Consider the following 15968-nt stretch of genomic DNA (forward strand, 5'->3'; position numbering starts at 1 on the left):
ACAGGAGCCACGCATTTTTATATCCCTAGATTTCTGTTATATATGATTTCTCTTAAATTTGCTAGATTGTCTACTTATTGAAATATATTTTTACCAATATGACTTTTATGACTTTATGTTATGAATTTTATGAATTGACGTTTTAAGTAGTTACTGCTACTATCTCAACTACAACTTTTAACGAGAGAGTACATTGCCAAATTAGGGTGTCGCAGATTCGGCTTTACAACTCCAAACACCAGAAACGACTGTTGTCAATTAATAGGTAAATTAATCATGTCTATCTTCAGTACCGCAACCAGCTTCCCTGTCGGCGAAGGGCCGAGTGACGTTGTTGTAGCAGATTTTAACAAAGACGGTAAGCCAGATATCGCCACAGCGAATCAAGGAACTAACAACATCTCCATTCTGTTGGGGACAGGCACTGGCAGCTTTGGCACTGCGAACAACTTTAACATCGGCTTTAGGCCCATAAGTCTGGCATTAGGGGACTTTAACAGCGACGGCAACCCCGACATAGCTTCTGTAAAGAGGAACAGCGCAGATGTAGGTCAAGTAGCCATCCTGTTGGGAAATGGCACAGGTAGCTTTGGCACTCCCACGAGCTTTGATACGGGGGAAGCTGATGGGAAGTCAGATTTTGGCATTGGTGTTGGTGCGGGTGACTTTAACAGCGACGGCAAGCTAGATTTAGTTACCATAGGCAATAACAATCTATCGATCCTGTTAGGAACTGGTACAGGCAGCTTTGGGGAGCCTACTAACCTTAATGTTAATGGGTCGAATTCGCGGTTTTTCGCCGTGGAAGACTTTAATGCTGACGGCAAGCTCGACTTAGCTTTCATAGACTCTTCTGATAATGTATCGATCCTGTTGGGGACAGGGACAGGCAGCTTTGGGACTCCTACTAAATTTAAGGCGGGTAACGATCCGATCGGGCTCGCCACAGGGGACTTCAATGGGGATAACAAGCCAGATTTAGCTGTAACAAACATCGGCGAATCTAAAAACGTATCAATCCTGTTGGGGACAGGGAAAGGCAGCTTTGGGGCTCCCACTAACTTTAATGCGGGGGACTTTCCCAATAGTGTTGCTGTTGGGGACTTTAACAGCGATAACAAATCAGACTTAGCTGTGACGAGCAATGGTATCTCCATTTTGTTGGGAAATGGTACGGGCAGTTTTGGTGCGCCCGCCAACTTTTCGGCTGGGGAAGATCCCTTTATCATTGCTGTTGGGGACTTTAATGCTGATGGCCTGACAGACTTAACTACGACAAACGATACTGAAGAATCTAGCAACGTCTCGGTTTTGCTCAACAACAACAATACGCCTGTAGTGAATTTTGGTGCTGCTACCTACAGCGGCAGAGAAGGAAACGCGAATAGGGTTGTTGATATTCCGGTGACAATCAGCAGCAGTCCCGTCAAAGATTTGACAGTCCCGATCGTAATTGACTCTAGCAGCACAGCCACCCAAAATTCAGACTACACTTTTTCACCTGCCACTGTCACATTCCGTGCAGGTACTAACACTCTCACTCAGAATGTTGCTGTCACTATCAAAGCTGACAATATCGCAGAAAACGCCGAAACAGCGGTGTTCAACTTTGGCACGATTACTGATGGGATTGCAGGTAAAACAAATCAAGCAAAATTGACGATCGCAGCTAATGATACTAATGCCATAGCTTACGCCATTGCTACTGATACTGCCAGTATGACCGAACGCAACATTATCACTACTCCCGTTACTTTTACCGTGACTCGCAGTGGAGGTATCAATGCTGCCAGCAGTGTAAATTACGCAATAGGAGGAACTGCTACAAATAGCAGCGATTACAACAATATCGGTGGCACTTCTGGAGCAACTGCTACTACTGGCCAGATTGATTTTGCTGCGGGTCAGAAATCGAAAACGATTACTCTCAATGTGTTAGGCGACACCATAATTGAAGCAGATGAAACTATTGCTGTCACCCTGTCAAATCCCACAGGTCCAGGGGTAACACCAACTATTACCACTGAAACGGCTACTACTACTATCAAAAATAATGATTTGGCCGGCTTTAGGGTTAATCGAAAAGCGGTATCAACAACAGAATCTGGTGGCAAAGCAGAATTTACGGTCAAATTAAAGGCTGCACCAACTGCTGACGTTACCATCGGCTTGAGTAGTTCCAATACAGGGGAGGGAACTGTTTCGACGAATAGCTTAACTTTCACTCCCGCTAACTACAATAAACCGCAAACAGTAACGGTGACTGGTGTTGACGATTTGGTAGTTGATGGCAATATTGATTACAAAATTGTCACGGCGGCTGCTGTCAGCACCGATCCTAATTACAATAACCTTAATCCTAATGATGTCACCGTCACCAACAGTGACAATGAAACTTGGGGAATTACGGTTAATTCGACTGAGGGATTAACTACTGACGAAGATGGGAACACTGCCAACTTTGATATAGTCCTGAATACCAAACCAACTGCTAACGTGACTATCGGTTTGAAAAGTGACAATGTTGCCGAAGGAACAGTTTCGACTAATAGTTTAACATTTACTCCTATTAACTGGAATACACCGCAAGAGGTAACAGTAACTGGGGTTGACGATCGCATTGGTGATGGTGATATTGACTACACAATTGTCACGGGTACTACTGTTAGTACCGATCCGAAATATAACAACCGAAATGTAGCGGATGTTAGCATTACTAATGAGGACAATGATACTGCTGGTGTTTCTGTTAGTCTTACCGAAACGGAAGTTACAGAAGGCGGCGCGAATGGCAGTTACCAGCTCAAATTAAAGTCGCAGCCAACAGCCCCCGTTACCATCACTCTCACAACCAATAATCAGATTCAGCCGATCGCCCCTGTGACTTTCACTCCAAATAATTGGAATGTTGCTCAAACCGTTACGGTAAAAGCTGTTGACGATACAGTTGCCCAAGGTACAGACAGCGCTAATATTACTCACACTGCAACCAGCACTGATGCTAAGTATAACGAAATTTCGGTGCCAGGGGTGATAGTGGCGATCGACGATAACGACACTACGCCGACACCGACGCCGACACCGACGCCAACGCCGACACCAACGCCGACGCCAGTTACGCCGACACCAACGCCGACGCCAGTTACGCCAGTGACGCCGACACCAGTGACGCCAGTCACCCCGACGCCAGTGACGCCGACGCCAGTCACCCCGACGCCTGCAGAAGTGACGCCGACGCCTGCAGAAGTGACGCCGACACCAGTGACGCCAGTGACGCCGACACTAGGGACGCCCCCACTGATACTTGAAAGTCCAGACATTATTATTAATGTACCACTGGGATTCTTAGTCACTTGGGAAGCAGGTGGCACAGCCAGATTCTTTGTCAAACTCAACAGCCCACCTACTGCTGATGTGAGTATTACTTTTAGTACCAATAATGCGGGAGAAGGAGTAATTGACAGGCCAACTGTTACCTTCAATTCTAGTAATTGGAATGAAATCCAGATGGTGAGCGTAAGAGGCGTTGATGATTTTGTATTTGATGGAGACCAAAATTACCTTATTATTGCCGACCCTGCTGTTAGCGCCGATCCCAATTACTCCGGGTTAACTACATCAATTGTTTCCGCTTACAATAATGACGATGACGATCCTCTTCTTGAGACGAGCGTTAGTATAGGCGAAGGCCATGTTATTGATGGTTACATCTCCGGTGCAACCATCTTCCTAGATGCTAACAAAAATGGCATTAAAGATAGTAACGAACCATCAACTACTACTGACTTTAACGGTGCATATCAGCTCGATATTCCCTTGGAGACTTTCGACAAAAATAAAAATGGGAAAATCGATGCAGATGAAGGCAATTTAGTTGCTTTTGGCGGGACGGATACTGCGACAGGTTTGCCGCTGGAAATGCCTGTTTCTGCACCTGCGGATGCTAATGTTGTCACTTTGTTAACCAGTTTGGTAACTGATTTGATGGCTGGGGGAATGACGCAGAGTGAAGCCGAGTCAAAAGTTAAATCTACTCTGTCTATTCCTGCGGGAGTTGACTTGAGCGACTTAGATCCGATCGCCTCTACAGCAAAAAATGAGCCTGGGGGCGTTGAAACTCTAGTCGCCATGACAAAAGTCCACAACGTCATCACCCAAACCAGCAGCCTCATAGACGGTGCATCTACGGCGGACAATGCTGCGATCGTCAAAGCTGTTGTCGGGGCAATTAACAGTAAAATTAAATCCGGTGGTTCCCTGGATTTGAGCGATGCGGCACAGGTAGAAAGCATTATCGAGCAATCTGTTGCCAAGGTCAAAGAAATTGACACCAATCTCAACACTGAAAAACTTTCCCAAATTTCCCCGGAAGCTGCGAAGGTAATGGCTGAGGCAAATCAAAGCACGGATAAAGTTAAATCTAACTTTTTGCCTGAGTTTATTCCCTCGGAAATTGCCAAAGTCCAAAAGGTGACATTAGGTGAAAGTTCGATCGCCCTCGAAGAAGCCGCCGCTGGCACAAAACCAATCGCCCAGGTAGTTTCCGAAAATACTGGCGAATTTTTAACTGCCAAAATTCAAGGAAATCCAGCACCGGCCGGGCCCGCTGTTCCAGTTGTGCAAGGTGATGTGGAACTTGTCAATACTTCTCCTGAAATTCTGGGCGCTGAGGGCAAAAATCTTGTCGGTACTGATGATAGCGATACTTTAATCGGCGACAGCGGTAACGATTTTATCAGTGGCAGAAAAGCTAGCGATTCCCTCGATGGTGGCGGCGGCAATGACACGATTTACGGTGGGCGGGGACTCGATACGCTGACAGGTGGCAGTGGCGATGATATCTTATTTGGAGGCCGCGGTGCTGACAGTTTGGACGGCGGTATCGGCAATGACAGTTTGTACGGTGGCAAGGGAGACGATACTTTGCTTGGCGGTTTGGGAGATGATTTCCTTAGCGGCGAGAATGGCAACGATTTTCTGATAGGAGGTAGCGGGAGCGATCGCTTTTTGTTAACTCCAAGTATCGGCTCGGATACGGTGGTTGATTTTGAGGTGGGTATCGATAAATTTGCCCTCGATAACGGTTTGACTTTCCAGCAGTTAGAAATTAGTCAAACTGCGGGAGGAACAGTCCTGAAAGTTATATCCACCGATCGAGTTTTGGCAACTGTGACTGGGTTGAATAGTTCGATTACTGCATCGGATTTTGTGTTGGTTTAGATTTACCTCCAGCGTAGGGGCAATCCTGTGATTGCCCTTCTAAATGAGGTAGGCACTAAAAACGAATCATTTGTTAAATCACTTTTACCGGGAGGAGCATCATGTTTAAATTTGGAAAACTGACCCTAGTATTCATCACCGCATCTGTTGCTGTTTTGCAGCCAGCTTTTCGGGTTAGCGCACAAGAAACCAGCAGCGAATTCAGGCAACTGCAAACCTTATTAGAAGCTAAGAAATGGGACGACGCCGATCGCGAAACCATCTCTTTACTCCGCAACAACCCCACGTCTTGTCCGAACCTCCGCGCGATCGACCAATTGTGGATGCAACACAGCAATAATAAATACGGCTTCACTCCGCAGTTAGAGATTTGGCAACAGACGGGGAAGGGTTTAAATTGTCAAACTTGCGAAGAAGAAATTAAAGAATTTAGCAAAAAGGTAGGATGGAAACTTGACTCGCGAGACACTCCTCTGCTAGGGGATTTTCCCGCTCAGTACCCAACTGTTGCTGCATTAGGTTGGCAAAACTACGTTGATAGAGATACAAGTTTTTTTGGCGATCGGCGTAATACATGGCAAGCGTCGAAAGTTCAAGGTTATAACTTGTTCTCTACTTTTGCTAATTGCGGCAAGTAAGTAGACAAACCTAAAAAAACCGAATACTCAGATACCCGACTTCTTTAAGAAGTCGGGTATCTAAAGCGCGAGGTCGTTTTACGTTCTTTTGCTTTCATACTTCTGCTTCTTTTAAAAAGCTGGTTTTGCTGAATACAGGTATGAATTAAAAATTTCCCAATTGCTATGGGCCAAGTATGGTGAGTTTTGTAACGTTGGAGAAAAGTTTATTCATACCGTAAATCAGCAACGCGATTTATAGAACACAGGCAAGATGTCTGTTCCACAAATATAGAATAAGAAATAACAATCAACAGTCAACAGTCAACTACTTAATCTTATTTACATAGCCCCACAAACTATAATCGCGACTCAACCAACCCCGGAAAAAAGCCATCTGAGTTGGATCTTCTTGCACCCGTTTGTAGCGGTAAATAATTCGTTCATTAATCATTTGCAGGGCGGTATTTCTGTTATTTGCCCCTTTCAGCGCTTCCTTGGTGCGCGAGTCAAAAACTCCCGTTTGTGGCAATCCTAATGCTTGCTGCAGAAAGGTAATTGAGTTATTAATACCGAAATTAACGGCGGTGTCAAACATGACGATCGCCAAAGCCGGCTGCATCGTGCCGGAGAGGCTCGAATCCCAGTAATGTTTATAAATTTCTAGGAGCTCTGCTTCCGACATCTGCGTCACGTCGAGGGGCGGAAGCCCACGACTGTAGCGGTAAGCGTTGTATTCCGTTTGCAAGACGCCCCTATAAGTTCTGCCGCCCTTATCTGCAGGGTGATTGCTGAATCCACCCTCAAAATATAGGGTGAAATAAAGAGCAGTTTGAAATAATTTCTGCCGAAAGCTGGCTGTCTGCTGCTGCTGTGCGAAAGTCTTTTGGGCAAAGGGTAAGGGGATTGCTAAGGTTAACAAGAGTATCCCCAACAGGAGGTTTGGTTTCCACTTGATGTTATGTTGGCGCTGTGTCGCTTGCTTGTCGCTCATAAATTCTGTGTGACGATCGCCCGTAATTCCGCTAAAACTGCTACTCTGCAAAATAATATAGATTCAACCTTTAACTTGATAGCACAGATAGGCCGCCAAATGAAGTCCGATTTTCCCAACCAATCCGAAACACCCCAATTTGAAGATGCTGCATCGCTGACAGTCGTTGCAGAAACCTATTACTCTCAAGGCAATTTAGCAGCAGCCGTCGCTGCTTGTCGCCGAGCTCTGGAATTGCAACCGGATTGGGCGGCGGCTTACGTGACAATGGGCAATGTGCAGCAAGCAAGCGGCCAAATTGAGGAAGCGATGCGGTTTTATTCCGAGGCGATCGCTCTGAATCCCGATTTTGCTGAGGCTTATGCTAATTTGGGCAGTATGCTCTACAAACAAGGGCATTTGGTGGAGGCGATTGTCAATTACGAAAAGGCGATCGAACTTAAACCTAATTTGGCTGCTGCTTACTGGAATTTGGCAGGGGCACTGAAACAGCAGGGGCAGCCGGATGCAGCGGTAGCATACGAGCAAAAAGCTCTCGAACTCAATCCCCAGCTTGCTGAGGTAGATTTTCACTTAAATTTAGGAGATAAATTAGCGCGGCAAGGGAAGTTAGATGAGGCGGTGGCTGCATGGCAGCAGGCGATCGCATTCAAACCCGATTTAGCCGAAGCATACTGTCAAATTGGCCGAGTTTTGCGCCACCAGGGTCAATTTAAAGACGCAATACCCAACCTTCAAAAAGCCCTAGAAATTAAACCAGATTTTATTTCTGCCCACCAACATTTGTGCGGCATCCTCAGAGATACTAGCAATTTAGCTGCCGCGCGGCAAGCCGTGCACCAATACAGCCAAATGTGTGGCGAGACAGATCCAATTATGACCGCGATTTACTTCATCAGCACCTATCAAGTGTCGGGATTAAATCAAATTGCGGGCGATCGATTTTTAGAGCTAGAGTCGTACTTGCAGCAAAACTTAGAAACCGCTAGCCCGGTGGAAATTAAATCGCTTTATGCAAACTTGTTATTCAGCACACCGTATGTGCGAGATGACTTGGAAGCCAACTCACAACTTTACAGATTAATTGCCCAAAAGTATATCGACCAATGTATTAAACCTAATTTTTCTCAACCCGCCAATTACAGTTTCAAACCAAATGCCCCATCCAGCAAGTTAAAAATCGGCTTTTTGTCCAATCACTTCAGCCGCCATTCTGTAGGTTGGTGCAGCGCTGACATCATTCGCGAATTGTCCGACATCACACCCAATGTGTATTTGTACGCTTCCGAAAGAATTATTCCTGACGATCGCACTCAGCAATTTGAAACTTGGGGCAAACTGACTTTTCCGACAACCTACCCGAACGGACTTGCCAATTCCGCAGAAATTATCGACAAAATTCAGCAAGATGAATTGGACGTTTTAGTTGATTTAGATTCACTCAGCGTCCCAGTTCACGCTGACATTCTCTACCAAAAACCTGCACCAGTTTGTGTTTCTTGGCTGGGATTTGACGCCCCTTACCTATCGCCAGAAAATTACTTTCTTACAGACTGGCACTCGCACCCAGCCGGGCGGGAAAAATATTATGACGAGCAGCTAATTAGGATGCCTGATTCCTTTGTAGCGGTGTCCGGTTTTCAGAGGTATGGAGTCGATACCGTTGCTTTGAGAAGGTCGCATCGGATCGGTTTGGATCAGATAGTTTACCTGTGCGTTGCACCAGGCAGAAAATTCAATCACGAGTTGGTACAAGCCCAAGTTGCGATTCTCAAACAAGTGCCAAACAGTATTTTAATTCACAAAGCTTTAGGCGATGCTGCGGTGTTTGAGGCTGCATATCACCAAGCTTGCGAAGCTGAGAAAGTGAGCAAGCACCGAATTAAGTTTTTGCCAAGGTTTGCTACTGAGGAAGAACACAGAACTATCTATTTGCTGGCCGATGTTTTGTTAGATTCTTATCCTTACAACGGAGGAACTCACACTTTAGAGGCTTTGTGGTTTAATTTGCCAGTGGTGACTCGCACGGGAGAGCAATTTTTGTCGAGAATGGGTTATTCGTTCTTGCAGGCTTTGGGAATTGAAACTGGTGTGGCTTGGTCTTGGTCGGAATATGTGGAAGTTGGTGTAAAATTGGGTAAAGAACGTGAATTGAGAAATGCAATTAAAGCACAGTTGGTGAAATCTAAACTTCCAGCCAATTTGTCCCCGCTGTGGAATCCGAAAAAGTTTGCTGGTGATATGTATGCGGTGTTTGAAAAATTAGGTAAAATAGGATAAATGCTGACTAATGACTAATGACTGATAACTGATGACTAATGACTTCAACACAGCCAACTATTAAGTTTTTAAAACAGCCGACTTCGGAAGCTTGGGTAGAACAGGCGATCGCCCATTTGGATACAATCTTATTAGACCATTCTCACTGCGAGCGGAAAGCGGCGGGAGTAGCGTTAAATTTAATGTTTCGCTACCCAGCAAGGGAAAAATTGGTGAGGATGCTAACGGCGATCGCCCGCGAAGAATTAGAGCATTTCGAGCAAGTCAACCAGCGGTTAGAAAAGCGCAGCATTGCTTTAGGCCCTTTGGCTGCACCTCCCTACGGTGCTGGTTTGTCCGCCCAAATTCGCAAGCAGGAACCCGAAAGACTTTTGGATTCTTTGTTGGTTTCTGGTTTGATAGAAGCGCGCAGTCACGAACGGTTGGGGCTGCTGGGCGATCGCTGTCCCGACGCGGAATTAGCTAAGTTTTACCGCAGTTTGATGGCTTCGGAGGCGCGCCATTACGGTGTATATTGGATTTTGGCAACAACTTATTTCGATCGGGATATTGTGATGCAGAGGTTGGAGGAATTATCATTAGTAGAGAGCGAGTTGCTGGCAATACTTCATCCTGAACCGAGAATTCACAGTTAAGAGCTAGGTGCATTTAAAGACTGTAAAACACAAAAAATCAATAATTTTACAGTTGCTAAAGTCAACAAATAAATATTAAGTTGCAACCACTAATGAAAACCCAACATCTCGATTTTTTAATTCGTTCCTGGGAAACGCGCGATCGCGCTGAGGCGTTCTATTTAATTCGGGATGTTTTAGCAGAATACGGTTTAAAATGCGAACCTCACGGGGCAGATCGAGATGTCTATGATGTAGAACTACATTATCACAATCAAGGCGGCGAATTTTGGGTAGTTGAACGGCAGGATAAAATAGTCGGTACGGCGGCTTACTATCCGATTGAGCGCGGTAAGAATGCTGTGGAAATTCGCAAAATGTATATTTTGCCAGCAGCAAGGGGACAGGGTTTGGGGAAATTTTTATTGCAAGAATTGGAAAGTAAAATTATCGCTCGCGGCTTTGAGGAAATCTGGATTGAAACTGCTAGCATTCTCAAAGAAGCTGTGAAAATGTACGAAAATAGCGGATATCTACCGACAACTGGTGTGGAGACGCCAAGGTGCGATCGGGTTTACGTAAAATCTATAGGTAGAAAAAACCTACAATAAGGTTTGTGTAAACAATGATTAATTTACTCAGTTTCCATCAACTTTTGGCAACTTTGTTTCTTTTCGGAAGAATAGCGTTTTGGATAGGCTATCTCAAAGCTCCGCTCGATCGAGCTTTTGGCCTGGGAGTTACTCTGTATGCTACTATTGCCGTACTAATTTATGATGCTTACCGCGTAGTATTTTTTAATAGCTGAGGGATTTGAGAGTTGTTTGAAATAAGACTTATGCTTTCATTAGTCCTATGAAACCCTAAAACTAGGAGGAAAATAAATGACTATCCCCACAGAAAACTCTCACTCTCAAAATCAGGCTACCAACAAATTGCTAGACGGCCCTAAAGGCGCTAGATTTGTTCAGACAGTGCGGGGAATTTTAAATCCTCTGTATTATTTAGATAATAATTATAAGCGCTACGGCGATCTTTTTACCAGCAAATTCAGCAACTTTCCGCCGCAAGTAATTATTAGCCATCCTTTAGCTATTCAAGAAATTTTTACAGCCGATTCCAAACTCTTTGAATCCGGTACGGGAAACCAGATAGCGCTACCTTTAGTAGGCTCCAATTCGTTATTGTTGTTAGATGGCGATCGACATTTGCAGCAGCGCAAACTTTTAATGCCACCTTTTCACGGTGAACGCATGAAAGCTTACGGACAAATCATCTGCAATACCACCGAAAAAGTAATTAATAATTGGACTCCTGGTAACTCTGTTATCGCGCAATCAACTATGCAGGAAATTTCCTTGGAAGTAATTTTGCACGCGGTTTTCGGGCTGAGCGAAGGAGAACGCTACCAGCAAATTCAGCAACTAATTACTAATATGTTCAGCCTGTTTAGCAATCCATTAAGCGCTACCTTTTTGTTTATCAAGTCGTTGCAAAAAGATTTAGGTGCTTGGAGTCCTTGGGGAGGATTTATTCGACAAAGACAGCGTTTAGATGAACTGCTTTATCAAGAAATCCGCGAACGCAAAACTCTATCTCAACCATTGGGAGAAGACATCCTGAGCTTGTTAATTTCCGCTAGTGACGAAGCAGGACAGCCGATGAGCGACGTTGAATTGCGGGATGAATTAATGACAATCTTATTCGCAGGACACGAAACTACAGCCACAGCTTTAGCCTGGGCTTTGTATTGGATTCACTACATCCCAGAAGTCCGTGGAAAACTGCTCCAAGAACTCAATTCTATTAATGTCGAAAATTGCGACCCGGCAGAAATAAGTAAACTCCCGTATTTGAATGCTGTTTGTTGCGAAACCCTGCGGATTTATCCGATCCTATTTTTTACATTTCCGCGCCTTCTGCAAGCTCCGATGCAGTTAATGGGTTATAATATTCCCCAAGGAATGATACTTTCTACCTGCATTTATTTGGTTCACCATCGACCGGATATTTACCCGGAACCAAAGCGTTTTAAACCAGAACGTTTTCTAAAACGTCAATTTTCGCCTTACGAATATTTGCCGTTTGGGGGAGGGAACCGCCGCTGTATTGGCACGGCATTTGCAATGTTTGAAATGAAGTTAGTATTGGCGAAAGTGCTGTCACGATACTCTTTAGAACTTGCAGAAAATCGTCCGGTTTTGCCAGTACGCCGGGGTTTGACAATGGCACCCGCTGGTGGTGTGCGTTTGGTGGTAAAGAGTAGGATTTGAATCCTATCAAATCCGGTGGAGCGAGCGGAGATGATATGATATCAATGCAACGGGTTTTAATTTATTTTTTGCCGCATAGGAATTTCGATCGCAAATTCGGAACCTTCTCCCAATACAGAATTGCAAGAAAGTTTGCCGCCGTGTTTTTCTACTATAATAGAGTGCGAAATCGCCAATCCTAAGCCAGTTCCTTTGCCAATGGGTTTAGTAGTGAAAAACGGGTCAAACAAGCGCTTTTGCACATCTTCGCTCATCCCGGGGCCGCTGTCAGCTATCCATATGGCCACGCTGTTATTGTCGGTTACTTGGGTGCGAATCGTAATTGCGAGATTTTTGGCGGTGCGATTGGATTCCTTTATCTCCATTTCCAAGGCGTCTAGCGCATTGCTCAACAAATTCATAAATACTTGATTTAACTGACCGGGATAACATTCCACTAAAGGCAAATTACCGTATTCTTTAATCACCTTAATTGTCGGGTGCTCGGGTTTATGTTTCAGGCGGTTTTGCAAAATCAGCAGCGTGCTTTCAAGGCCTTCGTGAATGTCAACTTGTTTCATTTCGGCTTCGTCAAGTCTTGAGAAAGTCCGCAGGCTCAAAACTATGTCGCGGATGCGATCGGCTCCGACTTTCATTGATGCTAAAATTTTCGGTAAATCTTCAATAAGATAATCAATTTCAAAGTCTTCCCTTGCATTTACAATTCTTGCGCTAGGCTGCGGGTATTCCTTCTGGTAAAGTTGCAGCATTTTTAGCAAGTTTTGAGTGTATTCGCTGGTGTAGCTGAGATTACCGTAGATAAAATTAACCGGATTGTTAATTTCGTGGGCGACACCTGCTACTAACTGGCCCAAACTCGACATTTTTTCACTTTGAATTAATTGAGTTTGGGTGCGTTGGAGTTCGTGTAAAGTTTGTTCTAGCTGTTGAGTTTGAGCTTGAGCTAATCGGGCCGCTGTGCGCGTTTGGGTGTAGAGTTCGGCGTGGTCGATCGCGATCGCAATTTGAGCGACCACCGCTTGCATCAGTTCGACTTCCGATTCGCTCCAATTTCGCATGGATAGGGTCTGATAGCAGGTAATCACCCCAATATCGCCGGAAGCAGTATGAATTGGCAGCGACAGCACGGATTGAAATTTTGAAGCCTGGAAAAGTTCGCGCAATTCTACATCTTCAAAAGTGCTGACATCATCAATTCGCAGAATTTCTCGCCGCAAAATCTGTCGCACTGCGAGACTAGATTTGTAGTCTACAGGATAAGTGCCGAGTATACTCGGCAAATCAGCATTCTTCGCTTCGTAAGTTACGTCCCAAACCGGAGGATTGGTGTTGGGGCGATACCAAGTGAAGATGCACCAATCTAGCTGCATCAAATTGCGAATTTCTTGAACGGCGGTTTCTACAATTGTGTCTAAATCTAAAGAAGTGCGAATTTGGTTGGCAATTTGATTGAGCAGTAGTTGTCGCTGAGCTTGTTGTCTGAGCGCTTGTTCCGATCGCACTAAAGTTTCTTCTGCAAGTTTGCGATCCGTTAAATCTTGGATAACTGCTTGGATGATTTTTTCATTTCCAACCTCGATGATTGTCAGCACGACTTCTGCGGGAAAATCCGTACCGTCTAAGCGCTGATGAACCCAATCAAAACGGTGGTTCCCCCGCTCAAAGGCGAGAGCCATCATTTCGTTAATAAAGCTCACAGAATCTCTGCCGTTGGGTTGAAAAGGAGGCGACAGTTTGCCGGGGTTTTTGCCGTACAACTGTGGCGCGGTAGTGCAGCCAAATAGTTTTAGGGTGGCTGTGTTGGCATCGGTGATGCCATTCTCATATAACATCAAAACAGGCAAACTGGTTAATTCGTAGAGCGATCGAAATTTGGCTTCCGACTGCTGCAATGCGGCTTCTGTTTGCTTGCGATCGGTAATGTCGGCAACCATTGCCAAAGCGCCCACATAGCGTCCCTGTTTGTCTGCCAAGGAATTAGTAGAAACCATCGCCCACAAGTCGCTGCCGTCTCGGCGAAGGAACTTAAAATCGAGCTGTTCGCGAATTCCTTCACGGCGGCGTTCGAGACTGACTTGTGCGAGCGCCATGCCTTCTGCATCCATGAAAGCAAATAGCGACTGTCCGATCATTTCCTCTGGAGTGCAGCCGAGCATATCGGCCATTTTTTGGTTGACAAAAGTAGTTTTGCCCTCCGTATCTACGATCCAAATTCCTTCGTCTGCTGTCTCGACAATACACCTGTATTTTTCCTCGCTTTCCCTGAGCGCTTCTTCTGCTAATTGGCGAGCCGTAATGTTTTGAGTCATTAGCAATCCGCCGATGATTTCTTGCCGTTCGTTTCTGACTGGCAAAGTATAACCGAGGTAAACGCGAGCGCTGTAAATAAATTCTGTAACAACTGTTTCTCCTGCCAGTGCCGCCCGATAATTTTGCTCGAGAGCGGCGCAAAAATCTGGCTCGAATACTTCCCTGATTGTCTTGCCTTCCATCAATTCTTTGGAAAGCCCCACTGCTGCTAATTCTGTACCTTCTACCAGGGTGAAGCGCATTTCTCGATCGAACAACATCACCGCACCGTTAGGAAAATTGCTGGCCATAGTGCGGTAAAGCTGTTCGCTTTTTTGCAGCGCAGCTTCTGCTTGTTTGCGATCGCTAATGTCAATTATGACTGCACCGATGCCGAGAGCCTCGCCATCTTTGTCTAGCAAGGGAAAATAAGAGCCTGTCAGGTGTCGGACAAACCCAGGCTTTCTGGGATTGTCACCACTCATCTCGATATTAATTAAGGGTTGTTTCGTCCTCAAAATTTCTTCGTACAAAGGCTCTACAATTGGAGCGATATTCGGCAATATTTCGCGTACATTTTTGCCTAGGTGCTCTGCTGGACTCAGGCAATTTATTTCTGCTAGAAATTGATTAATTTGCACGTACCGCAGTTGGGAGTCCAAAATACAAAGTCCCGCCGGCGCCTCCTTCAAAAAGGCATCAAATAGTGCTTGTCTCTGTGCTAATTCTTGTTCTAAAGCTTTGCAAATGCTGAGATCTGTTAAAGAACCCATCATTCCCACAACTTCTCCCGTTTTGTCTTTCAAGAGCGAAAGCATCAGGTGCGAGGAAATTTTTTCGCCTGATTTATGGCGTGTTATAACTTCTATTTCATGCTCGCCTTTTTCTTGTAGCGGTTTGATGACTTGCTCTAACAAAAATTCGTGCTGTTCTGGCGGGTAAATTAGAGAAATGTGCTGTCCGATAGCCTCAGTTTTTTCATAGCCGTATAACTTTTGGCAGGCTTGATTCCAAATGGTGATCGAGCCGTCCATATCTGTAGAAATCACCGCTTCGTGAATTTGGTCGATAATTTGACTTTGGAGACGCAATTTTTCTTGAGCCTGTTCCAGTTCGGCGGTTTTTTCTGCGAGTAGTTTCTGAGTTTTTTCCAGTTCAGCAGTCTGCTTGGCCAGCAATTTTTCCAGATGTGAACTGCGGTGCGGCGGCGCTGATTCCAGCGGATTGCTATTTTCTGGCCCAGGATTAAAAATTTCTTCAGCGCTCAGCCAAATCGCGCACTCTCCCCCTGTTTCAATAGCCCGCTCAGAAACTCGCACGGGTACGAGATGGTTGTTTTTATGTTTGTATGCTGCTTCGCACGGGCCCGTGCACCTATCCGCGCACTGCGTTTGCTGAATTTCCCAGTAGTTGAGGTGAAGAGTTTCTGCCACTGTGCGGCCGATAATACTTGCAAAAGCTGGATTTACGTCGAGAAAAGTCCCGTCCGTCCGGCACAATGCCAGCCCTATGGGGCTGAGTTCTAACAATTGGCGGCGGGAGCGATTGCGCTTGGCTTTTCCTAACTGGCTTTGCATCTGACCTAGCTGGACTTGGTTTATTTAATTATATCTTTTCACGTTGTTTATTGCTGTAACTTTTATCCTTCATTAACCAAGAGAGAAGAAGGAAGTTCGGCAAC

At 45.2% G+C, this 15968-nt stretch carries 9 protein-coding genes; 7 read left to right on the top strand and 2 right to left on the bottom strand.

Going from position 1 to position 15968, the window contains the following annotated elements:
* The first annotated feature begins 276 nt into the window (after window positions 1-276).
* Window positions 277-5220, top strand: a complete 4944-nt coding sequence (locus QUA71_RS13185; RefSeq protein WP_333285521.1) for an FG-GAP-like repeat-containing protein — start codon at window positions 277-279, stop codon at window positions 5218-5220.
* Between the two features lie 101 nt (window positions 5221-5321).
* Window positions 5322-5858, top strand: a complete 537-nt coding sequence (locus QUA71_RS13190) for a GUN4 domain-containing protein (RefSeq protein WP_333285523.1) — start codon at window positions 5322-5324, stop codon at window positions 5856-5858.
* Window positions 5859-6165: 307 nt separating this feature from the next.
* Here the strand turns inward: QUA71_RS13190 and QUA71_RS13195 are convergent, their stop codons facing one another.
* Window positions 6166-6831 (bottom strand): glycosyl hydrolase 108 family protein, encoded by a 666-nt coding sequence (locus QUA71_RS13195; protein WP_333285525.1) that lies wholly within the window; start codon window positions 6829-6831, stop codon window positions 6166-6168.
* 99 nt (window positions 6832-6930) lie between these two features.
* Here QUA71_RS13195 and QUA71_RS13200 point away from each other — a divergent pair, with 99 nt between their 5' ends.
* The 5 genes from QUA71_RS13200 (at window position 6931) to QUA71_RS13220 (ending at window position 11998) form a co-directional block, all read left to right on the top strand.
* Window positions 6931-9111 carry a tetratricopeptide repeat protein gene (locus QUA71_RS13200; protein WP_445243778.1) on the top strand — a complete coding sequence of 727 codons (2181 nt, stop codon included), beginning with the start codon at window positions 6931-6933 and terminating at the stop codon, window positions 9109-9111.
* A gap of 38 nt (window positions 9112-9149) precedes the next feature.
* A complete protein-coding gene (locus QUA71_RS13205; protein WP_190662242.1) occupies window positions 9150-9746 on the top strand; it encodes a tRNA isopentenyl-2-thiomethyl-A-37 hydroxylase MiaE in 597 nt (198 codons plus the stop codon).
* Window positions 9747-9838: 92 nt separating this feature from the next.
* Window positions 9839-10336 carry a GNAT family N-acetyltransferase gene (locus QUA71_RS13210; RefSeq protein ID WP_333285529.1) on the top strand — a complete coding sequence of 166 codons (498 nt, stop codon included), beginning with the start codon at window positions 9839-9841 and terminating at the stop codon, window positions 10334-10336.
* A gap of 14 nt (window positions 10337-10350) precedes the next feature.
* Entirely contained in the window at window positions 10351-10533 is a 183-nt protein-coding gene (locus QUA71_RS13215; protein WP_333285531.1) for a hypothetical protein, read from the top strand.
* Between the two features lie 76 nt (window positions 10534-10609).
* Window positions 10610-11998, top strand: coding sequence for a cytochrome P450 (locus QUA71_RS13220; RefSeq protein ID WP_333285533.1), 1389 nt, complete (start codon window positions 10610-10612; stop codon window positions 11996-11998).
* A 56-nt stretch (window positions 11999-12054) separates the two neighbouring features.
* On the opposite strand, the gene QUA71_RS13225 is transcribed toward QUA71_RS13220, so the two are convergent.
* The gene (locus QUA71_RS13225; protein WP_333285535.1) at window positions 12055-15864 is read right to left on the bottom strand and encodes a PAS domain S-box protein; all 3810 of its coding nucleotides are present in this window, start codon (window positions 15862-15864) and stop codon (window positions 12055-12057) included.
* Window positions 15865-15968: the final 104 nt, after the last annotated feature.

Origin of the sequence: Microcoleus sp. MON1_C5 (genome assembly GCF_036701875.1) — a bacterium.
Lineage (GTDB): Bacteria > Cyanobacteriota > Cyanobacteriia > Cyanobacteriales > Microcoleaceae > Microcoleus.